The 21,609-nt window shown below is 66.7% G+C and carries 21 protein-coding genes; 11 read left to right on the top strand and 10 right to left on the bottom strand.

Annotated elements, in window-relative coordinates:
- The first annotated feature begins 54 nt into the window (after positions 1–54).
- On the top strand, positions 55–1,365 hold the full coding sequence (locus FJ386_00430; protein ID MBM3875175.1) for a glucose-1-phosphate adenylyltransferase: 1,311 nt from the start codon (positions 55–57) through the stop codon (positions 1,363–1,365).
- Between the two features lie 422 nt (positions 1,366–1,787).
- On the opposite strand, the gene FJ386_00425 is transcribed toward FJ386_00430, so the two are convergent.
- The 4 genes from FJ386_00425 to FJ386_00410 form a co-directional block, all read right to left on the bottom strand.
- The gene (locus tag FJ386_00425) at positions 1,788–2,978 is read right to left on the bottom strand and encodes a hypothetical protein (GenBank protein MBM3875174.1); all 1,191 of its coding nucleotides are present in this window, start codon (positions 2,976–2,978) and stop codon (positions 1,788–1,790) included.
- Positions 2,975–3,940: a TonB family protein gene (locus tag FJ386_00420; protein ID MBM3875173.1), complete on the bottom strand. Its 966-nt coding sequence runs from the start codon at positions 3,938–3,940 to the stop codon at positions 2,975–2,977. Before FJ386_00420 ends, FJ386_00425 begins: the two co-directional genes overlap by 4 nt.
- A 1-nt stretch (position 3,941) precedes the next feature.
- On the bottom strand, positions 3,942–4,355 hold the full coding sequence (locus tag FJ386_00415) for a biopolymer transporter ExbD (protein MBM3875172.1): 414 nt from the start codon (positions 4,353–4,355) through the stop codon (positions 3,942–3,944).
- 78 nt (positions 4,356–4,433) lie between these two features.
- On the bottom strand, positions 4,434–5,159 hold the full coding sequence (locus tag FJ386_00410; protein MBM3875171.1) for a biopolymer transporter ExbB: 726 nt from the start codon (positions 5,157–5,159) through the stop codon (positions 4,434–4,436).
- Between the two features lie 205 nt (positions 5,160–5,364).
- On the opposite strand from FJ386_00410, the gene FJ386_00405 reads away from it, so the two are divergent.
- The 4 genes from FJ386_00405 (at position 5,365) to FJ386_00390 (ending at position 8,749) form a co-directional block, all read left to right on the top strand.
- Positions 5,365–5,964, top strand: a complete 600-nt coding sequence (locus FJ386_00405) for a hypothetical protein (GenBank protein ID MBM3875170.1) — start codon at positions 5,365–5,367, stop codon at positions 5,962–5,964.
- Positions 5,965–6,098: 134 nt separating this feature from the next.
- Positions 6,099–7,106: a TIM barrel protein gene (locus FJ386_00400; protein ID MBM3875169.1), complete on the top strand. Its 1,008-nt coding sequence runs from the start codon at positions 6,099–6,101 to the stop codon at positions 7,104–7,106.
- A 29-nt stretch (positions 7,107–7,135) separates the two neighbouring features.
- Complete coding sequence (locus FJ386_00395) at positions 7,136–8,287, top strand: Gfo/Idh/MocA family oxidoreductase (protein ID MBM3875168.1); 1,152 nt, start codon at positions 7,136–7,138, stop codon at positions 8,285–8,287.
- A gap of 96 nt (positions 8,288–8,383) precedes the next feature.
- Complete coding sequence (locus FJ386_00390) at positions 8,384–8,749, top strand: hypothetical protein (protein ID MBM3875167.1); 366 nt, start codon at positions 8,384–8,386, stop codon at positions 8,747–8,749.
- A gap of 219 nt (positions 8,750–8,968) precedes the next feature.
- On the opposite strand, the gene FJ386_00385 is transcribed toward FJ386_00390, so the two are convergent.
- Together FJ386_00385 and FJ386_00380 are read right to left on the bottom strand one after the other, a co-directional pair.
- A complete protein-coding gene (locus FJ386_00385; protein MBM3875166.1) occupies positions 8,969–9,487 on the bottom strand; it encodes a FeS assembly protein in 519 nt (172 codons plus the stop codon).
- Positions 9,488–9,574: 87 nt separating this feature from the next.
- Complete coding sequence (locus FJ386_00380; GenBank protein MBM3875165.1) at positions 9,575–10,093, bottom strand: rhodanese-like domain-containing protein; 519 nt, start codon at positions 10,091–10,093, stop codon at positions 9,575–9,577.
- Between the two features lie 139 nt (positions 10,094–10,232).
- Here FJ386_00380 and FJ386_00375 point away from each other — a divergent pair, with 139 nt between their 5' ends.
- The 5 genes from FJ386_00375 to FJ386_00355 all read left to right on the top strand — a co-directional run bounded on the left by FJ386_00375 (position 10,233) and on the right by FJ386_00355 (position 14,999).
- Positions 10,233–11,213 (top strand): biotin--[acetyl-CoA-carboxylase] ligase, encoded by a 981-nt coding sequence (locus FJ386_00375; GenBank protein ID MBM3875164.1) that lies wholly within the window; start codon positions 10,233–10,235, stop codon positions 11,211–11,213.
- Positions 11,214–11,233: 20 nt separating this feature from the next.
- Positions 11,234–11,992: a type III pantothenate kinase gene (locus tag FJ386_00370; protein ID MBM3875163.1), complete on the top strand. Its 759-nt coding sequence runs from the start codon at positions 11,234–11,236 to the stop codon at positions 11,990–11,992.
- Between the two features lie 27 nt (positions 11,993–12,019).
- Positions 12,020–12,820, top strand: a complete 801-nt coding sequence (locus FJ386_00365) for a tryptophan synthase subunit alpha (GenBank protein ID MBM3875162.1) — start codon at positions 12,020–12,022, stop codon at positions 12,818–12,820.
- 80 nt (positions 12,821–12,900) lie between these two features.
- Positions 12,901–14,031 carry a mannose-1-phosphate guanyltransferase gene (locus FJ386_00360; GenBank protein ID MBM3875161.1) on the top strand — a complete coding sequence of 377 codons (1,131 nt, stop codon included), beginning with the start codon at positions 12,901–12,903 and terminating at the stop codon, positions 14,029–14,031.
- A gap of 149 nt (positions 14,032–14,180) precedes the next feature.
- Entirely contained in the window at positions 14,181–14,999 is an 819-nt protein-coding gene (locus FJ386_00355) for a hypothetical protein (protein MBM3875160.1), read from the top strand.
- Between the two features lie 50 nt (positions 15,000–15,049).
- Here the strand turns inward: FJ386_00355 and FJ386_00350 are convergent, their stop codons facing one another.
- The 4 genes from FJ386_00350 to FJ386_00335 form a co-directional block, all read right to left on the bottom strand.
- Positions 15,050–17,767, bottom strand: coding sequence for a hypothetical protein (locus FJ386_00350; GenBank protein MBM3875159.1), 2,718 nt, complete (start codon positions 17,765–17,767; stop codon positions 15,050–15,052).
- Positions 17,764–18,423 carry a MazG family protein gene (locus FJ386_00345; GenBank protein MBM3875158.1) on the bottom strand — a complete coding sequence of 220 codons (660 nt, stop codon included), beginning with the start codon at positions 18,421–18,423 and terminating at the stop codon, positions 17,764–17,766. The genes FJ386_00350 and FJ386_00345 overlap by 4 nt, the downstream gene beginning before the upstream one ends.
- A 63-nt stretch (positions 18,424–18,486) precedes the next feature.
- Positions 18,487–19,560 carry a Gfo/Idh/MocA family oxidoreductase gene (locus FJ386_00340; GenBank protein MBM3875157.1) on the bottom strand — a complete coding sequence of 358 codons (1,074 nt, stop codon included), beginning with the start codon at positions 19,558–19,560 and terminating at the stop codon, positions 18,487–18,489.
- 308 nt (positions 19,561–19,868) lie between these two features.
- Positions 19,869–20,702 carry an amidohydrolase gene (locus tag FJ386_00335; GenBank protein MBM3875156.1) on the bottom strand — a complete coding sequence of 278 codons (834 nt, stop codon included), beginning with the start codon at positions 20,700–20,702 and terminating at the stop codon, positions 19,869–19,871.
- Positions 20,703–20,836: 134 nt separating this feature from the next.
- On the opposite strand from FJ386_00335, the gene FJ386_00330 reads away from it, so the two are divergent.
- Complete coding sequence (locus FJ386_00330; protein ID MBM3875155.1) at positions 20,837–21,586, top strand: type II secretion system protein; 750 nt, start codon at positions 20,837–20,839, stop codon at positions 21,584–21,586.
- The last annotated feature ends 23 nt before the right edge of the window (positions 21,587–21,609 follow it).

The following is a 21,609-nucleotide window of genomic DNA, read 5'->3' as shown; positions in this document are numbered from 1 at the left end:
CCAGCGCCCGTGAGGTTAAGAATCGCGCGTCGGTTCGCAGGCCCACAGTCGATCATGACCACCCTCGTCCGCAGACAAACTCCCAATCCCGCAAACATCCTCGCCGTGGTCATGGGCGGCGGACAGGGCACGCGTTTGTTCCCGCTCACCAAGAGCCGGTCCAAGCCCGCCGTGCCGCTCGGCGGCAAGTATCGCCTTGTGGACATCCCGATTTCCAACTGCATCAACTCGGGCATCAAGCGCGTTTACCTGCTCACGCAGTTCAACTCCGCGTCGCTGCACCGGCACATCTCGCAGAGCTACAAGTTCGACCACTTCTCCGGCGGCTTCGTGGAAATCCTCGCCGCGGAGCAGACCTCCACCGACACCACCTGGTATCAGGGAACGGCCGACGCGGTGCGCAAGAATCTCATCCACCTGTTCAACCACGATTGGGACTACGTGCTGATCCTGAGCGGCGACCAGCTTTACCGGATGGACTTTCGCAAGATCATGCACCAGCACGTCGAGGTGGCGGCGGACTTGAGCATCGCGACCATCCCGGTGCTCCGCGAATCCGCGCAGGCGCTCGGCATCATGCAGATCAACAAGGAGCGGCGCATCGTGCGCTTCGTGGAAAAGCCGAAGGACCCCGCCGTGCAGGACACGCTCAGGCTCGACCCCACGAGCTACGCCGGCCTCGGCATCCAGGGCAACGACGAGCTGTTCCTCGCCTCGATGGGCATTTACCTCTTCAACCGCGACGTGCTCGCGAGCCTGCTGGACAACAACCACACCGACTTTGGCAAGCACATCATCCCCGGCGCCATCGAGACGCACCGCGTGTTCAGCCACGTCTTCCAGGGCTACTGGGAGGACATCGGCACCATCCGCGCGTTCTTCGAGGCGAACCTCGACCTTGTCGCGGAGCTGCCGCGCTTCAACTTCTTCGACATGTCCGCGCCGGTTTACACGAGGCCGCGTTTCCTCCCGGGCTCGAAGATCAACGGCGCCGCCATCGACCACGCGCTCATCAGCGACGGCTGCATCCTGACGCGCGCGCAGATGTCGCACTGCGTGGTTGGAATCCGCAGCCTTGTGGGCCCCGGCAGCCGGCTGCACCGGGTCTTCCTCCTCGGCAACGACTACTACGAGAGCGCGGCGAGCATCGCCGAGCACGAGGCGCGCGGCCAGCCCCGCATCGGCATCGGCCAGAACTGCCGCATCGAGAACGCCATCATCGACAAGAACGCGCGCATCGGCGACAACGTCATCATCACCCCCGAAGGCAAGCCCGAGAACGTGGACATGCCCCGCTACTTCATCCGCGACGGCATTGTCATCATCCCGAAGGACGGCGTCATCCCGAGCGGCACGGTGATCTGAGCCGGCGGTGTCGGCTCGGCGGCGTTCCCAGCCATAGTCTGCCCCGTTCAATTCCCCGGCCGCAGCAACACGAACTGCCCGCGGCGATTCTGCCACCACGATTCCTCGCCGTGGCCCGGTCACCGCCGGGACGCGATTCGACAAGCCGCTGCAAGCCGCCCGTGGGCGCCGGCGCGGTCACGACCGGCAGCGTTGCGGGCGCGGGCGCGGCGGGCGGCAACGCGCGCCCCGACGCGGTGCAGTGCCTGGAACGGGCATCGACCCGTGCCACGTCCACCACCGCGGAGGATGGTGATGGGACCGCCGGGTTGCCTGGGACGCGAGGACGCGCAGCCCGTCAGTCCGGCAACCGAAGTCGCGGCAAGACCGGCGAGCAGAACGAAGCGGAGCGATCCAGTTTTCATGAGTTGAGCAGGTCGGAATCAGCGTGCCCAAGCGGGTTGCGAGGCATTCCCGAGATTCACGGGGATGTCCTTCACCTGTTTCGTCGGCACGTCGATGAGGGCAAGCGAGTAGGATTGATCTGAGTCGCGGCGCTTCACGAACATCACAGTGCGGGAATTGGGCGCCCAGCTCGGATCTTCGCCTTCGCAAAGATACTCGGCCTGACCTCCCGTCGCGGGCACGGTGAAGATCTTGAATCCGCGGTTCTGCGAAGTGAACACGATGGTCTTGCCGTCGGGAGACCAGTCGGGCTCGGTGGAATTCGGCGCGTCGATCGTGGCGATGGGCTGGGCCGGGCCGCCGCTGGCAGGAACTTTGTAAAGGCGCGCCGGCCCGGCCTCGCGCGAGGCGTAGCAAATCCACTGGCCATCGGGCGACCAGCAGGGCGCCGACGCGCCTTCGCGGGTGAACGTAATCTGCCGCGGGCTCCGGCCTGTGGCGTCGGCGACGTAAACTTCCGGGCTGCCTCCCTTGCTCAGGACCATCGCGACGCGGCCGTCGCGCGCCACGGCGGGAGACATGCAGGAGCCGGGATACTCCGCGATGGTGAAGCGATTCCCGGTGGCAAGCCGATGCCCGTAAAGGAAGGGGAAATCGTGTTTGAGGTGGGACATGTAATAAAGCGTGGAGTGGTCAGGGCTCCAAGCCGGCACGGCGAGGATCTTCCCGTAGCGCGTGACTTGCACCGCGTTCGCGCCGTCGTAGTCGCTGATGAAGGCCTCGGAGTAGCCGCGAAAGGTGGCCTTGAACGCGATGCGCGTCTGCGCGACACCGCGCCGGCCGAACTTGGCCACGACGCCATCGGAGAACGCATGCGCAAGCGCCCGCATCGGGGCGCCGGTGACATGCATCGCAAGCAAGGGCGCGGCTCCGGCCGCCGCTGCGTTCGTTCCGCCCGCCACCGTCAAGTAACCCTTGAGCGTGGTGTCGTTGCTGCCGAAGACGTGATACGCGGCGTTGTTCGAGCTCACGACCTTGCAACCCGCAACCTCGAGGTCGAACTTCAACACGTCGTAAGCCACGCCGTTGAACCCGCCGAGCGAGATGGGAATCAGCTTGTTCTGCGCGGCGCCGGTGACGATCAACCGGTCCGGCTCCTGTGTGCCGCAACGGCCGGAGACGGTGAAGAGCAACACGAGCGCGGCGGCGATGGGAGCGGGGGTTTTCATCCGGCGGAGCGTTTGGCCTTGAGGTTGAAGTCCACGTTGAAGGTGCGCTGCTCGTCGGTCGAGCCCGCGGGGAACGGCGGGAACACGCGCACGCGCTGGAGCGTCTCGCGCACCGATTTGTCCACCACCGCGCGGCCGCACGGGCGGACGACGCGCGCGTCGATCACGTGGCCGTCCCGCGCGATGGTCACGACGATTTGCACCACGGAGTTGTCCTCGATGGCGTCGGCGGGCACGAGCCAGTTGCGCTCGTAGCGGCTGACGATCTCCGCGCCGTAGCTCAAGAAGGCCGAAGCACCCGCGCCCGGCGTGTCGATGGTGATGGGCGAGGAGAGCCCCGATTTCAACCCGCCGATCGCGCCCTGCAGGTTCTTCTCCCACTCGGTGCGCATCTTGGCATATTGGTCGGCGCGCTTCTTCGCGTCGCTTTCCGTGGCCTTGGACTTCGAGTCAGTCTCCTTCATGGGGTTGCTCCGAGGGACGAGATGGTCCGTGGAGGCGAGCTTGATCTTGGGTTCGTCCTTCTTCGGCTGCGCGGCTTTCTTGGGCTCCACTTTCTCGACCTTGGGCGGCGCGGGTTTCTTGGCCTCGTCCTTGGGTTTGCTTTTCTCCTTCGTCGGGAGAAGTCCCTTGTCCTTCGGAGGCGTGGGTTTCTTGGCCGGGACCCCTTCGTCTTTCACCGGTGTCGGCAACTTGGTTTCCACCTTCGGCGCGGGTGCCGGTGGCGGTGGGGAAGGCGGGGTGGGCGGCGGAGGTGTGGGCGGGGGCGCGACGTCGGTCGGGTCCGGCGCGGCAGGTGGCGCGCCGGCAAGGTCCTTCGCGTTGATGGGCACGTAGGTGAGCGCGGTCTTCGGCAGGTCGGGCGGCGCCTTGGAGAACGCGGACACGACGACCACCGCGGCGAGCAGCGCGCCGTGCAGAAGCGCGGAGGCGAGGAAGCACTTGTGCTGGGTGCGGTCCATGTTACCTCGGCGCCTCCGTCGCGAAGGCAAACCGCGTGATGCCGCGCCGCTGGCAGATGTCGAACACGGCGTAGGTGTGTTTGTTGACGCCCTGCTCGTCGGCGCGGATGTAGACGACGCTCTTCGCGTTTGCATGGAATGCCGCCACGAGCATCTGCTCCAGTTGCGCGAGCGACACGCCGCGCCCGTCGAGCCGGTAGTCGCCGCGGGTCGAGATTTCGACGCGCCGCACGTCGCGCGGGTCCACTTTGCCGGTCTCGGTGCCGCCCTCGGGGAGGTTGAGCTGGATGCTGTTCTCCAGCAGCGGGCGGGTGATCACGAAGATGATGAGGAGCACGAACGCGAGGTCGAGCAGCGGAGTGATGTTGATCTCACTCAGCGTGACCAGTGAATTGCGTTGGCTGAAGCGGCGCATGATTTCAGGCGCGGTCAACGTGCGCCGCGGGCGGGCGCAGGGCTTGCATCCGGGTTTCGGAAGTTGCGATCGTCGCGCTCATTCATCTTCCTTCAGATACTCCGTCTCCATCCGCGACACCAAGTCCTGCGCGAAGTTGTCCAGTTCCACCGTGAGCACGCGCAGGGTGTGCACGAGCCAGTTGTAGCCGAACATCGACGGGATGGCGACGAGGAGTCCGGCGACCGTCGTCACGAGCGCCGCGGCGACGCCGGGCGCCATCGTCGGCAGGTCCGCCTGGCCCTTCATGCCCACGGCGCTGAAGGTCTGCATCACGCCCCACACCGTCCCGAGCAACCCGAGGAACGGCCCGCCGCTCACCGCGATCGCCAGCAGGATGAGCCCGGACTCGAGCTTGAGCGACTGCCGCGCGACCTCGCTCTCGATCGTGCGTTTGATGTGCTCGATGGATTTCAACGAGATGAACTTGCGCCGGCCCTCGGATGTCCGCAGGCGCGTTTCCAGCTCCACGCAGCCCGACTGATAGACGGCGAAGAGCGGGCAACCCTCCACCTGCACACGGCGGTCGTGGATCGAAATCACGTTCTTCTGCGGACGAAACTCCAGCTCGAAGTAGCCGTTGAGCCGCGTCGCGCGCCGCATCTGGATGGCCTTGCTCGCCATCACCGACCACGCGAAAATGCTGAAGAGAATCAGGATGACGATGATGACCTTCGCCTCGATGGTGGCGTGGGTCCAAATGTAGGTGAGTTCGCCCGGCGGTGGCGGAGCCGCGGCGGCGAGAAAGAGGAAGGAAACGCTCATCGAAACAATCCCATGCGAACACCCGGACGAACACGCATGGTTTATCCTGTGCGGAGGGAGGGGTCAAACCTTTCCCGGTTCGGGGCATGTTCTCGATCGCCCAGGTCGTAGGGGCAGGCCCCCCTGGCCCGCCGCCACGGCCCCGCGGTCATTCGTTCGAAAAGATTTGTGCGCGGCCGCGCCGCGCCCTTAACCTGCGCGCACGATGCCTGATGCACCTTCACCCACCGCCACTCAGACGTGGCTGCTCTTCGCGCTGCTGACCGTCCTGACGTGGGGCGTCTACGGCGTGTTCCTCCACATCGGCACGGTCGGCATGCAGGACCCGGCGCTGGGGATGAAGGATCCGCACTTCCGCATGAAGGCGTTCCTCTTCGTCGGCATCGCCTACTTCCTCACGGCCGTGCTCGCGCCGCTGGTGATCCTCAAGTCGCAGGGCGGCGCGATCGACTTCTGGAACTACCCCTCGAAGGGGCTCTGGTGGTCGCTCATCGCGGGCATCGTCGGTGCCGTCGGCGCGCTCGGTGTGTTGCTCGCGTTCGGCGCGAAGGGCAAGCCGCCGGAGGTCATGTCCATCATCTTCGCGGGCGCGCCCATCGTGAACGCCATCACCGCGCTCGTCCTGCACCCGCCCGAGGGCGGCCTCAAGGCGATGCGCTGGCAGTTCTTCGCGGGCATCGTGTTCGCCGCCGTCGGCGGTTACCTCGTGGCGAAGTTCAAGGACCCCATCGCCGCCGCGGCTCCCGCGCGGACCGCCTCGATGCCCGCCGCACCGGGTGCCGCTCCTGATGCGCCGCGGAAGTAGCCGCGCGCCGCGTGCGGCAATTTGAAGTTGCCTCGCCAAAAGTGCCGTGGCTACTCTCGCCGCGCATTTCCGACGTCACAGCACCCACCATTATGAGCGCCTCCGCCAATCTCTTTCCCAAACTCCACAACGCCATGTGGCCGGGCCTTGTCGGCAAGGGCAGTCCCGGCGCCGAGCCGTTCATCGACCTGGACACGATGCTCGACCTCACCGCCAAGGCTGAGGTCAACGGCGCAAAATTCGACGGCGTGGACCTCTTCCTCTACAACCCCCACACGGACATCGACAGTTCCGACGACGCCATCAAGGCGCTCGCCGACAAGATTGCGGCGAAGGGCTTCGTGGTCGGCTCAGTCGTCGCGCCGGTGTGGTTCGACGGCAGCGCCATGGGCGACGAAACCAAGCGCGCTGGCTGGGTTGCTGCGGTCACGAAGGCCTGCCGCATCGGCAGGAAGCTGCGCGAGCTCGGCATCCGGCCCTACGGCATCGTGCGGATTGATTCCGCCGCGGGCGTCGCCGACTGGGACAAGGACCCCAAAGGCAACACCAAGCTCATCGCGCAGACATTCCGCGACGGCGCGGCCGTCGCGGCCGACCACGGCGAACGGCTCGCGGCAGAAGGAGAGATTTGCTGGGGCGGCATGCACTCGTGGCGCGCCATGGTGAACTTGCTCGAGGAGACCAACCGGCCGGGGATCGTGGGATTCCAGGCGGACATGGCCCACACGCTCCTTTACACGCTCGGCTACAACGCCGAGAGCGACGCCATTCTCCCGCCGGGTTACGATTGGAAGGACAGACGCGTGCTCGACAAGGCGCTCGCGAAGCTGACGAAGGCGCTGCGTCCGTGGACGATTGACTTCCACGTCGCGCAGAATGACGCAACGGTGAAGGGCTCCGGCTCGCACGACAAGACCGGCAAGCACTGCCAGGTCAACGACCCGAACGGCAAGCTCGACATCCCGCACCACGCGGGCTACTGGCTGCGCGACGCGGACCGCAAGCTCACCAAGGCCTGCATGCACATCTGCTGGGACGGCTGCATGTTCCCCAACGAGGTGATGATGAAGCAGGACACGTGGAACAACATCCTCGCCTCGATGCTCGCCGTGCGCGAGAAGCACGGGTGGAGCGCGGCGTAATCTCAAACACATCATTCATCGAACCTCGAATCATGGCTAGAAAACCCCTCCGCATCGGACTCATCGGCTACAGCTTCATGGGCCGCGCCCATAGCAACGCCTTCCATCAGGTCAACCACTTCTTCCCCTCCAGCTACGAGGTCGTGCCGCAGGCCGTCTGCGGCCGCGACGCCGCAGCCACAAAGGCTTTCGCCGACAAGTGGGGCTACAAGTCCATCGAGACCGACTGGCGCAAGCTCATCGAGCGCGCGGACATTGACGTCATCGACATCGCCACGCCGAACAACCTCCACGCCGAGCAGGCCATCGCCGCCGCCAAGGCCGGCAAGATGATCCTCTGCGAGAAGCCGCTCGCCCTCAACGGCAGGCAGGCCGAGACGATGGTCAAGGCCATCGAGAAAGCCCGCGTGCCCAACATGGTCTGGTATAACTACCGCCGCTGCCCCGCCGTCGTCCTTGCCAAGAATCTCGTGGACGCTGGCCGCCTCGGGCGTGTGTTCCACTACCGCGCGAACTTCCTCCAGGACTGGACCATCAACCCCGACCTCCCGCAGGGCGGCATGGGCCTCTGGCGCCTTGACGTGAAGGTCGCAGGCTCCGGCGTGACCGGTGACCTGCTCGCGCACTGCGTCGACACTGCCATGTGGCTCAACGGCGGCATCAAGGACGTGACCGCGATGACCGAGACCTTCGTCAAGGAGCGCAAGCACAACCTCACCGGCAAAGTCGAGAAGGTCGGCATCGACGATGCCTGCTCCTTCATGTGCCACTTCAACAACGGCTCGCTCGGCCTCTTCGAGTCCACCCGCTACGCCCGCGGCCACAAGGCGCTCTACACCTTCGAGATCAACGGCGAGCACATGAGCCTCAAGTGGGACCTCCACGACCTCCACCGCCTTCAGATTTACGACCACGAGGACACCGGCGCCGAGCGCGGCTGGAAGAGCGTCCACGTCAGCGACGGCGACCATCCCTACTGCGGCAAGTGGTGGGTGCCCGGCCTCCAACTCGGCTACGAACACAGCTTCGTGCATGCGATGGTCGAGTTCATTCAAGGCCTCGAAAGCGGCAAGGGCTGCAAGCCCGACTTCAAGGACGGCCTCGCCACCGACTACGTCGTGGACGCCGTGCTCAACTCCGGCAAGACCCGGAAGTGGACCAAGGTCAGGCAGGTAAAGTGAATCTTTCCGTGCCCGATACGTCTGGCAAACCAACAAACTGAAAACCGAAGACCCACAACCCATATGTCACTGAAAACCATCTCCATCGCATCCGTCCTGACCGCCGGCGCCGTGCTCGCGCTCACCGCGACGGCGGCCGACAAGAAGCTCCCGCCCGCCTCGACCAAGACCGGCGTCACCTTCGCCAAGGACATCAAGCCGCTGTTCGAGTCCGCGTGCTTCAAGTGCCACGGCGCCGAGAAGCAGAAGGGCAAGCTCCGCCTCGACACCCTTGCCGCGGCCCTCAAGGGCGGCGAAAGCGGCAAGTGCATCGTTCCCGGGAAGAGCGCCGACAGCTCCTTGGTCAAGGCCGTCGCCCGTCTCAACGAAGACGACGCCATGCCGCCCGCCGACAAGGGCAAGCCCCTCACGGCCGCCGAGGTCGGCCTCATCCGCGCGTGGATTGACCAGGGCGCGAAGTAACCGGCGCGCACAACTTCAATCGCCAAACCCCGGCGCGGCTTGCCAGGCGTGGGCCGGCACGTTCGACGGCCTGCTGCACAAGGACATCGCCGCAGCCAACGCCCGCCTCGCCGACGAATACGCGCGGCACGGCCGCGGTCTGCTGCTGCCGTTCGGTTCCGTGAACCTCAAGCTGCCCGACTGGGAGGACGATGTCAGCCGGCCGGCGCAAACTCAGGCTCACTTTGCCGCTTCGTCCGGCGGCAGGAACACCACCTTCACGCCGCCCTTCTTCTGCTCCGGCTTGTTGAAGGTGTCCATCAGGCTCGGCGGCGGTTGAGCTGCCGGGGTTGGCTTCTCCGCAGCACCGGCGGGCTTCGCGTCCGCCACGGGCGCGAGCGCCTCGCGCAGCGCGCCCTCGACGAGCGACGTGCAATGCACCTTCGTCGGCGGCAGCGGACCGAGGTCTTTCGCAAACTCCTCGCCGCGCATCGCGAGCGCCTCCCCGGGCGTCTTCCCCTTGATGAGTTCCATCGCGAGGCTCGCGGCGGCGATGGCCGTCTCGCAGCCGAAGGACTGGAAGCTCGCGCGGTCAATCACCTTGCGGCCTCCCTCGTCCTTGAACTTCACCCACACGCGCAGCATGTCGCCGCACTCGGCGTTGCCCACGGTGCCGACCGAGTCGGCATTCGGCAGTTCGCCCATGTGCTGCGGGTTGGCCATCGCGTCGGCGACGCGCCTTTGAAAATCATCTGACATAGCTGACGAAATTTACCACGGAGCCACGGAGGCACGGAGGAGATTCTATCACTCAATCTCCGCGCCTTTGTTCCTTGGGGGTTGAGCTCAAGTGTTCTCCAGCTTGTAGCGCGGCATCTTCGCATCCACGTCGCGCGCCCACGCGTCAATGCCGCCGCGCAGATGCTTCGCATTCGTGAAGCCGTGCCCGGCGAAGTAGGCGGCGGCATCAAGGCTCGACGTGCCGTCGTGGTCGTAGAAGACCAGCAGCGCGTCACGCGGCGACTTGCCCATGAGCGACTGCACCAGTTCCTGGTTCACGAACTCCGCGCCGTCAATGCGCACGGCGTCCCACTCTTCCCGCGTTCGAATGTCGAGCAACCGCACCGGTTCGCCGCGCGCGCGACGGTCGAGGACTTCGCGCGGCGTGAATTCGAGCTGGCGGTCCTGCTCGTGGCTCGCCGCGATGTGGGCGATCACTTCGTCCACGTTCAAGCCGCCGTTGCGCGCGCAGACTTCGGCGAGCGTTTCCGTCGGCTGAAATCCGCAGCTTGAGCAGCCGCCGATGTGGTGCCTGCGGAAAAGCGCGCGCCGGGCGCCGGGAAACACATCGAGCACGTCGCGCATCGCACTGTGCGGGCCGATGCCGGGGTTCGAACTCATGCGGCGCGAGCATGGACTCACCGGGACGGGTTCGCAACGGCAGGTTCGGTCCGCCAACTGCGCTCTTCCAATCCGCGGCGGTTCGTGTTCATTCGTCGCCGGCATGACCGTGGACGCTCAAATCCTCACCGCCCTGCGCGGCGCGGGCGCGGGTGCGGTGTCGGGCGCGGACCTCTCGCAGCGCCTCGGCATCACACGCGCCGCCATCTGGGCGCACATCGAGGAATTGCGCGCCCTCGGCTACGACATCGCCGCCAGCCCGCATCATGGCTACCGGCTGGTCAGCACGCCCGACGTGCTCCACGCGGATGACCTCGTTGCGCGACTCGGCCAGACGCACGTTGTCGGCCGCGACGTCCGCGTGTTCCATGAAACCAGCTCGACGAACGACGTGGCCGAGAAGCTCGCGCGCGACGGCGCGGCGGAAGGCGTCGTGGTTTTCGCGGAATCCCAGTCGGAAGGCCGCGGCCGGCTCGGGCGACAGTGGCTTTCTCCCGCGAAGAAGGGCCTTTGGTTTTCCGTGCTCCTCCGGCCGGACTTGCGGCCGCAGGCGGCCACCCAACTCACCGTGGCGGCCGCGACCGCGCTCGCCCGCGCCATCCGGTCGCAGACCGGACTCGCGCCCGAAATCAAGTGGCCGAACGACATCCTCCTTCGCAGCCGCAAGACGGCGGGCATCCTGACCGAGTTGAGCGCCGAACTGGACCACATTCGATACGTCATCATTGGCATCGGGGTGGACGTGAACGTGACCGCGAGCGACTTCCCGCCGGAATTGCGCAAACTCGCCACGTCGTTGCGCATCGAAGCCGGACAGCCCGTGCCGCGCGCGGACCTCGCGGTGGCGGTCCTTCGCGAACTCGACGCGGACTACGCGCGCATCCGCGCGGGCGGGTTTGAAACGCTGGCGGACGAGTGGGAGGAGCGCTGCACCACGCTCGGCCGGAACGTGAGCATCCACATCGGTGACCGCACGGTGACCGGCCGCGCCGAGTCGCTCGACGCGGACGGCGCGCTGTTGGTCCGCACGCAGCACGGCCGGCTGGAAAGAATCATCGGCGGCGACGTGACCGTGGAACGATGACACTCGGGTTCTCATGACCAATGATCCTCCTCCTTGACATCGGCAACACGCACACGCACCTCGGCATCGCGGATGCCCGGCGCGTCGTGCGGAGGGAAGACATCCCCACCGTGGGCTGGCGCGACGGCTCGGCATCAGGACGCGTGTGGCATTTCGTCCGGCAGCGCGGGATCGAAGGTGTGAGTTTCTGCAGCGTCGTGCCAGGGGCGAACGCTGCGGTCCGAACGCTCTCGAGGAAATTGTTCGGGGTCACGCCGTTCCAGCTCACGCACGAGACCGTGCGCGGCATTGGCGTGAGGTATCCGCAACCGCACACCATCGGGCAGGACCGCCTCGCCAACGCGCTTGCCGCGCTTCGGCGCTTCGGCGCGCCGGTGGTCGTGGTGGACTTCGGCACGGCGGTCACGTTCGACGTGGTGGACCGCCGCGGCGATTACGTCGGCGGAATCATCGCCCCCGGGCTCGCGGCGATGACGGACTACCTGCATGAGAAGACCGCCCTGCTGCCGCGAATCCAGATTCGCGAGGAACGCGCCGTGGTCGGCAAGAACACCGAACAGGCGATGCTCATCGGCGCGGTGCGCGGCTACCGCGGCCTGGTGCGCGAACTCATCGGCGAACTCAAGCGCGAGCTCAAGAGCCCGCGCCTGCCGGTGGTCGCGACGGGCGGCTGCGCGAAGCTCATCGCGGCTCGCTTGCGCGAGATCACGGCGGTGGACCCGTCGCTGACGCTCGAAGGACTGCGTCTGGCGTGGCCCGGGAACCCGCTTGAATCCTGAATCCTGAAGCTCGAAACTCCGCGCCGCATGAACCGCATCGAAGCGCGTTTCGCCCGGCTGAAGACCGGAGGCCGCAAGGGTCTCGTCATTTACATCGGCGCCGGCGACCCAGATCTCGAAGCCACGCGCAATCTCGCGCTCGCCTTCGACAAGGCCGGCGTGGACGTGCTCGAACTGGGCGTGCCGTTCAGCGACCCGCTCGCGGACGGGCTCGTGAACCAGCTCGCCGCACAGCGCGGGCTCGAGTCCGGCACCACGCCACCGAAGTTGCTGGCGACGATTGCCGCCATCCGGCGCGAGTCGGAGATTCCCATCGTCCTCTACGTCTACTTCAACATCCTCCACCGGCGCGGCGCCGGGGCGTTCATCGCGGACTGCGCGGCCGCGGGTGTGGATGGCTTGCTTGTGCTCGACCTGCCGCCCGAGGAAGCCGACGACTACGAGCGCCTCATGAAGACCGCCGGCCTTTGCGCCATCTGGCTCGTCGCGCCAACGACACCTGAAGGGCGCATTGAGAAGATCGTGCGGCGCGCCACGGGCTTCATCTACTGCATCTCGCGCGAGGGCGTGACGGGCATGCAGGCGCAAGTCTCCACCACCCTCGGCGACATGACGGCCAAGATTCGCAGGCACACGCCGCTGCCCGTCGCGGTCGGCTTCGGCATTTCGAACCCTGAACAGGCGCGCCTCGTCGCGTCGCACGCCGAGGCGATCGTCGTGGGCAGCGCGGTCGTGAACCAGATCGCCGAGCAAGGGAAATCGCCCGAGCTTGTGCCGCGGGTCGCGGCGTTCGTGAAATCGCTCGCCGACGCGGTGAAGTCGAACTGATCGCGGATTTCACGGATTCACCCGGCTTCGTCACCGGGCTTGATTGGTTGGCGTCGGTGGTGAAGCCTTGGCGGGAACAAATGAAAGCGAACACTGCAAGCAAGGACCGGTTCGTCATCATCATGGCCGGCGGGCGCGGCGAGCGCTTCTGGCCCGTGAGCCGGGAGAAGGCCCCCAAGCAGCTCATCAAGCTGCTCGGTGACCGCTCGTTCCTGCAACAGGCCGTGGACCGCTGCGCGCCGCTCGTGCCGGCGAGGAACATCCTCGTGATCACCAATGAGGCGCAGGCCGCCGAGGTGCGGCGGCAGTTGCCCAAGCTGCCGAAGGAAAACGTCATCGCCGAACCATGCGGGCGCGACACGTGCGCCGCGGTCACGCTCGGCGCGGCCATCGTCGGCGCGCGCGCCACGACAGCCGTGATGGCGGTGCTGCCCGCGGATCACGTCATCCCGGGGGAAAAGAAGTTCCAGCAGGTGCTCGCGGACGCCTTCGACCTCGCGGGTCGCGGGCAGGCTATCGTGACCATCGGCATCAAGCCCACCGAGCCGGCGACGGGCTACGGCTACATCCGCACCGGCATCGAATTGCCGCCGCCCGCGGGCGTGAAGAAATACAAGACCACGTTCTTCAAGGCCGAGCAGTTCGTCGAGAAGCCCGACTACGCGAGAGCGCTCGACTACGTGAACAGCGGCCAGTATCGCTGGAACGCCGGCATGTTCGTGTGGTCGTTTGTCACCGTCACCAACGGCCTCATGATGCACCAGCCCGAGATGTTTGCGGCGTGCCAGCGATGGTTCGAGGCGGCGAAGTCGCCTGCCAAGCTCCACAAGGCGCTCGCGAAGGAATACCCTGGCATCAAGCGCATCTCCATTGACTACGCGCTGATGGAGAAGGCGCAGAATGTCGTCGTCGCCGATGGCAGCTTCGACTGGGACGACTTCGGTTCGTGGAACGCCCTCGCCCGCCACCTCAAGGCCGACCCCGAGGGCAACTGCGCCGTGGGCGACTTCATCCACGTCGACGCCGCGCGCAACATCATCTACGACGCCCGCACCACGAACCGCACGCCCATCGCCGTCGTCGGCTTGCGCGACGCCGTTTTCGTCGCGACCGACGATGCCGTGCTGCTCGCGCACAAGAGCCAGTCGCAGAAAGTTCGCGAGCTCGTGAAGAAACTCGCCGACGACGCAAAGCACAAGAAGCTCGTCTGAAGCCCGCGGCGGTTTCGTTTGGCGTGCGGGATTCGCGTTTTCAAGACGGCCGCGTTGCCGTTGAATCCCCACGCGTGAGTGTTGAGCCCGATCAAGTCGCCGAACGAGACGAGCCTCGGCCGGCCTGGCAGCCGTTCAGCTTCGGCGGCGTGGCTGCTTTCGCAGACGCCTCGACCGGGCGGCTCCTTGTCGCGCAGCTCATTTTCTCCCTCGTCGCCGCCGGGTGCTTCATGGCGTTCCTTGCGCTGGCCTGGGTGCCGGTGATTCGCGAGGCATCGCACGCACTGCCCGAAGCCGCAGCAATCTCCGGCGCGAAGCTTCAATGGCCCGGCGACCAACCCGTGCTGCTTTCCGAAGGCTCCAGGCTTGCCATCGTCGCCGACCCGGGCGACGCGGCCACGGCCGGCCGCGCCGCCGACTTGCAACTCGAACTCTGCTCGACGCGCCTGCGGCTCCGGTCCGAACTCGGCTATGTCGAGTGGCCGTATTCCGCCGGGTGGCGCGTTTCGCTCGGTCGCGCGGACGCCGTGCCGTGGTGGGGAGCGCGGCAACCGTGGTTCGTGGCGCTCGCGGGCGCGGCGTTGGTCGCCAAGCTGTTCGCCGCGTGGTGGCTGCTCGCGATGGTCGTCGCGCCCGTGGCGCGGGCGCTCGCATTCTTCGGCGACCGCGCCGCGACGTGGCCGGGTTGCATGCGTCTCGCCGGCGCGGCCTGGCTTCCCGGTTCGCTGGTCATGTCGCTCGCCATCCTGCTCTACGGACTCGAGGCGCTCGCGCTGCCGGGGCTCGCCTTCGCCGTCGTCTCGCACGGATTCATCGGTGCGGTCTATCTGTGCGGCGCGCCGTTCCGCCTTGCGAAGATCTCCACCGTGAAATCGGCGCCGGCGAAAGGCGTGAACCCATTCGCGGCGCCACCGGACGGACCCGCGTCCCCAGCCGAGCCGCCGGCACCGCCCGCGGCCGCGTCGTAGCCCGGCACATCACCGTCGCGGCATCCCCACCGACCCGCCGCCGGCTGCCGTTACTTTTTCCCCACCGCCAACTGCACCGGCTCGGACCAGTGGCTCCAGCGGCCCGTGGTGTCCTTGTAGCGCGCGCGGACGCGATACACACCGCCAGGCGCGAGCGCGGACTTGCCGGGGCGAATCTGACGGTCCGGCGTCGTGATCGGCAGGCTCTCCCAATGCGGCTCGATCTCGTAGCGCCACGGCTTGCCCGCCGCGAAGCCTTCGATGCCCGGCGAACTGATCCGGCCGACGCGCCACTGCACGGCGGCGAACGTGCTCGCCTTCACCGGCGACTCGAACGGGCTCACCTCGAACGCGCGGTCGCCTTTCTTCACGTCTTCGCGCAGCGCGCGCACGGTCGGTCGCGCGGGGATCGCGTCGTCGCGCGACTCCCACCACAAGTGGCCCCAGCCGTAGCCGAGCACGTTGCCGTCATTGGGCGCGTAGTTTCGTTGCGGGCGCATGTCGGTGCAGAACTCGCTGATGAATTTGCAGAAGCCCGCAAGGTCGGGTGTTGCGAGTGTCCGGCCGAACTCGCCGCCCATCATGCCCTGCCGCGCGGGGTTGCGGTAGAAGGCGCCCTTGTCGCCCGTGCGCGGGTGCCAGTTCCACATGGCCATGTCGAGTTCGGCCCACGTGCGCTCTTGGCCGGCCGGGCGCAACACGCGCGCAAGTTCCTCGACGAGTTGCCCGATCTGCCCGCCCGCGGGCGAGGCGTCGGCGCAAAAGAGGTCGAGGATTTCGCGCGCGCGGTTTTTGTATTCCAGCCGGATGGCCGGATGATCGAGGCACCGCGCCTGGTCAATGATCCCCGGCCAGTGCGTGCGCGCGATGAACATCATGTCGAGGTCCCACGGCACGGGCGACCACGGGCCGCCGCGCGGGTGATAGAGGAAGTGGTTCGCGCCGTGGCGCAGGTCCACGTTGGACACGACGCGATTGATGGCGTGAAAGCTGAAGTAGCGCGGCAGGTCGAGGTTGTCGCGCCACCACTTCTCCTGTGTCGTCGAGCGCGAGCCGTGCATGAAGTCGTTGAAGTCGCCGCCGTTCGCGGGCATGCCACCGCCGAGATGCTTGCGGCCGGTCTCGGGGCTGTAAGTGCTGCCGTCGGGCAATCCGCGTTCCTTCAGCCATGCCCCGTCGGCGTCCTGCACGACAAGATACAGGCCCCACAAGTCGCCTTCGAACTGGTTCATCAAATTCGCCTCGTCGGCGCGGGAGATGACGCGCCACTGAATCCAGTGCGTCCCGGGGCTTGGCACGCCCGCGAGGTGATACGCGCGGAAGGACACCGCCTCATCGAGCCCGGCCATGCCGCGGTTGATCTGCACCCACGGGCTCGAGCATCCGCTCAGATTCAGGTGGTTCCACGGCCGCGCGTAGGGCTGGTTCCAGTGGTTGCGCGGGAGGAATTCGTGTGTGTCGTTGAAGTGGATGCCCCACTTGTTCTTGCCGCTGACGTGCGTGCTGGCCTGGCCGCGGTTCTGGAATTGGACGTGATCCAACACGCGCCCGTCGCTCACAAACGTGCCGGACAACCGCCGTTTGTTGTAGGCGCCGTCCCACTGGCTCCGCTCGACGTCGCTGTGATTCGCGATCAAGTGATACGCGGGCAACGTGCCGAGAAACTCCGGCGTGAACGTCCACGGCGCGGTCTTGCCCGGCTGGCTCGCGCCGGTCCACGCGGGAATGCCGTCGTAACAGAACCACGCGAAGTTGGGCGATGGATCGTCCTCGAACGGAACCACCGTGGCGGCCTCCGGCTGCTCGACGCGAATCCGGTAGCGCACCAGCCGGCGATGGCGTTGGACTTCGCCCGGCACAGTCGCCGTGAAATTGCCGCGGCCATCGCCGCGCATCGGGAATTCGCGCCACGACTTCGCGAACTCGGCGTCAGTCTTGCGGATGTAGCGGCCCGGTTCGACCCCCTGGACCTGAAGCACCGCGTTCGTGACCGCGCGCGGCTCGGTGAGCCTCAACGTGACCACGACATCCTGCCCGGAACGCGGCTGCGGCGGTGAGTGCGCCACGGATTCCACCGCAGGCGGGGGCAACTCGGTGAACACGGAATTGGTCCTGCCCGGAGTGGGCGGCGCGACTTTTCCACCACCGATGCGAAAACCCGATGCGCGCCACGAGTTCGGAAGGTTTCCCGCGAGCGCCGGATGCACCCGCTCGAGCGACGAACCCGCGCCCGCCGAGGCCGTGGGCCACGGGAAGCCCGTCTTGTAGCGCACCTCGTCCGCAACGCGGCCTTGCGAATCGCGCAACGTGAGGCGCTCGCCGTTGTTGCCCAGCGCCGCGCCAAACGGCCCCGCGGGCGCGAAGCCGAACTGACGCCCGAACGCGGCCGGGTCCCCAGCAACGACTATGAAGCCGCCCGCCGGAATGGCGGACGTGCCGGTGAACCTATACTTGTCGAGCGTCCATCCCGCGAGGCTGACCTCGCGCGGGCCGGGGTTGTGAAGCTCGACGAACTCCGTCGCGCGTTTCTCCGCCGGTTCGAAGTGGATTTCGTTGATAACGATGCGCTCGGGCGGCGGCCCCTTCGTCGCAGCGAGGGTCGAAAGCATCAACGTCATGAGGAAGACGTGGGCCGCGAATTTCCGGCCTCGCCGATCCGTCGCGTCCGGACCGCTCGTTCCTGATCCTAATCCTAATCCTCGTGCCGAACCGGCGGCGCGGGGAAGATTAGGACTACGATTACGATTGGGTTTACGAGAGAAGTTCATCGGGCGGCCAGCAGCGAGCGCTCGCGCCGGCGAAGGCTTCGCTCGCGTTTGCTGAGTTCTGCGCGAAGCAGTTCCTCCGCAGACCAGCCCTTCGCCTGGGCGGATGCAGCGAGGTCGAACAGGCTCTTCGCGATCTGCGCCCTGGTCCACTTCGCGCCGGCGGTGGTCACGGTTGCGAGCTTCGCCTTGCGCGACTTTTTCACGAGCTTCTCGGCGCGGAGCAGCGCGGGCAGGTGCTTCGGGATGCCGTCGAGCGCGCTCGGGCGCGCGTGCCGCGTGCCGTGCTTCTCGGCGCGCTTGATCCTGTCCCAGTTCGCCCAGACTTCATTCACGTCCTTGACCTTTACATCGCCGAAGACGTGCGGGTGGCGGCGGATGAGCTTGTCGGTGATGCGGCGCGCAACCGCCTCGAAGTCGAACGCGCCCCGCTCGCGCGCGAGCTGGCAGTGGAAGACCACCTGCAGCAGCAGGTCGCCGAGTTCCTCGGCCATCTCGTGGTCGTCGTGGGCTTCAATCGCGTCCATGAGCTCGTAAACCTCCTCGACGGCGTGAAAGCGCAGCGTCATGTGGTCCTGCTCGCGATCCCACGGGCAACCGTCCGGCGCGCGCAGGCGGCGCATGACTTCGAGGAGAGCGTTGATGGCGGGGCGTTTCATCGGGGGAATTCGATGGGACGGAAGGGACTCGTGTGACCGATGGGTCTCATGAGTCCGCCGGTCTCATGCTGCGGGTGGGGGAAACACGAGCCGCCTCCCCTGCGCGCTCGCGGCATACACTGCATCGATCAACTCCAGCGTCGTGAGCACGGTGCGCGGCGTGTTGCGGCAGGCTTTCGTGTCGCCGCGCGCGGCGGCAGCCCAGTCTTGCAGGAGCGCGACCGTTCGGGCGCCGCCGTAGCCGGGGACTTTGTTCGGCGGCAGCGCGAAGACTTCCTCCATCGCGTGAAACTGCGGCTGCGGACCGTGAATCTCGAGCACGCCGCCGGTGCCGGGACGGTTCGGCTCCCAACGCACCCAGCGCTCCGAGCCGCGCAAGGTCCAGCCCCATTCGCCCGTCCAGCGCGGAAGCCAGTAGCCGCCGGTGAACGTCGCCAGCCCGCCGCCGCTCAAGTCGAGCAGCGCGGTGCCACCGTCCTCCATCGCCGTCGGCGTCGCGCCGAACACGCCCACGCGCGCGGTCACTCCCGTGACGTCCTGCCCGGTCACGTAAGGCAGCAGGTCGAGATAATGGCAGCCGAGCCAGTTAAAAAAACCGCCGCCGCTCACCTCCGCGTCGAAGAGGTAGTGGTCCGCGCCGCGCCGCGCGATGTCGCTCGTCACGCAGGTCATCTCGATGCTGATGAGCTTGCCAAAGCGCCCGTCGACGATCATCGCGCGCAATCGGTTGGCGAGGTCGTCATAGCGCCACAAGTAGCCCGATTGGAACGCCACGCCCGCGCGCGCGACGGCTTGCATCGCCTCGCGCACGGCGGACGCAGAGCCCGCGGCGGGTTTCTCGACCAGGACGTGCTTGCCGGCGGCGGCAAGCCGCGCGATGGCCCCCGGCGCACGGTCGTTCGGCAGCGCGACCACGGCGGCGTCGAAGTGGTGCGCGCCCTTCGCGAGGAGTTCGTCGAGCGACGCAAACCGCGGCAGGTGCGCGAGACGCTCCTCGAGGCTTTCGACCGTCCCCGGGAATTCGGTCGCGAGCGCCGTGATCTCCAGGTCGCGCGGCGCTTGGGCGATGGACTCGCGCCATCCCGCGCCGTGGGGATGGTCCACGCCGACGAACGCGACACGCAACGGCTGGCTCATGCGGCGAGGGTGCGGGAGTGTCGGCAGCGCGTCAAACGCAACGTGGTTTGGTTCGTCCGGGCCGTGGCCTTCGAGAATCGCCGCTCGATGGCGGGGATGGACTGCGGCTGGCGATCGCGCACAGGCCGGGCAACACCTCACGCCATGAATGTGCTCGTCGTCGAAGACAACGCCCCGCCCCGCCGTGTGTTGACTTCGACGATCGAGGCGCTCGGTTACAAGGTGACCACGGTTGAGACCCGAGGTGCACCGGCTTGGCGTCGAGGAACCGTGACCGGCGCAGTCCGGCGCCACGTGCGCCAGCCGCTTTACTTCCCGAGTTTGTAAAACTCCGCCGCGTTCGAACCCATCACCTTGCGCCGCGTTGCCACGGGGAACGGCGCGAGGAAGTCCGCGACGAGAGCGTGGACCTGCGCGTAGCTGCCGGCGAGCGTGCACACGGGCCAGTCGGAGCCGAACATCAGCCTGTCCCCGCCGAACGCCTCCCACGCAACGTCGAGATACGGGCGGAAGTCCGCAGGCTGCCACGCGCGCCAGTCCGCCTCGGTGACCATCCCGCTGAGCTTGCACATCACGTTCGGGAATCTCGCCAGTTCGCGGAACTGCTCGCGCCACGGCGAGAGTTCGCCCCGCTTGATGAACGGCTTGCTCAAATGGTCGAGCACGAAGGGCTGATCCGGGAATTGCCGCGCGACTTCGATGGCCGCCGGGAGTTGCCCCGGAAATGTGAGCAGGTCGTAGGTGAGGTCGAACTGCCGCAGCCTGCCCAGCCCGCGCAGGAACGCCGGACGCAGCATGAAGTTGTCGTCCGGCTCGTCCTGCACCACGTGACGGACGCCGACAAACTTCGGATGTTTCGCGAGCGGCGCGAGTTGCTCTTCGACGCGATCATCCTGCAAGTCCACCCAGCCCACGACTCCCGCGATCGACGCATCGCGGTCTGCGAGTTCAAGCAGCCAGCGCGATTCCTCGGGAGATTGCCGTGCTTGCACCACGACCGAGGCGCCAACCCCCGCGGGCGCCCGCTCGCGCGCGAGGTCGGCGGGCAGATAATCGCGCCGCAATGCCGCGAGCGGCCCGGTCATCCACGGATACTCCGCGGCGCGGTGAATCCAGAAATGCTGGTGGGAATCAATCGTCATGCGCGCAGCTTGGGCCACGCGCGCGGATGGAATCAAGCGCGCCGCCATCCGCGCATTGGCGCGCCGGAATGCAGAATACAGCTTGCCCGCGTGTCGCGCCGTGATAGCTTCCCGTCGAACCCACATCCGCTGGAATGAACACACGTTCAGCACCGCAGCCACGCACCGGCTTCACCCTGATCGAACTGCTCGTCGTCATCGCCATCATCGCGATCCTTGCTGGCTTGTTGCTGCCCGCCATGGCGGGCGCGAAGGAAAAATCCAAGCGCGCCTCGTGCCTCAACAACCTCCGGCAGATCGGGCTGGCCATCAATATTTACGCCGGGGACAACAACGACCGTTACCCAAGCGGTGCGCGCAACGACAATTCGTTCCACGCCACGTTCGTGCACCTGACGATCTACACGAATGCGTTCCTGCGCGGCGGCTTCGACACGAACACGATGGCTTGCCCGAACAAGCGCGACTGGATGCGCTTCCAGGCCGGCACCGGCATGCGCATCGGCTATTACGTGCTGTGGGGTTATCCGACCGAGAACGATACGCGGGCGCGTGACGCGACTTACGCCCGCCCCACGACCACGCCGTGGGACAGCCCGAAGTTCACGCAGGATCAAGGCAAGCACCACGTCCTCGCCGCCGATGTCATCGAGAGAGGCACGGCCACACCGGTTTCCAGCTCAGCGTCGCACGGTCCGACCGGTGCGGTGAACAGCAACACCGGGTCCACGCCCGAGCCCGAGCAGATCAAGACTGCCGGCGGCAACGTCGCGCTCCCCGACGGCTCCGCGCATTGGCGCAAGATGGAAGTCATGGCCGCGCGCAACGTGCGGTGGAGCGGCACGCCCCCCGCGCCGCTGACCACCATCATCGGATACTGGTGACCGGCCGCACGGTCCTCAGCCAT

The sequence above is a fragment of the Verrucomicrobiota bacterium genome (genome assembly GCA_016871675.1).
GTDB lineage: Bacteria > Verrucomicrobiota > Verrucomicrobiia > Limisphaerales > VHCN01 > VHCN01.
The sequence above is the reverse complement of the archived record's forward strand: the minus strand, read 5'-3'. Positions and strand labels throughout refer to the sequence as shown.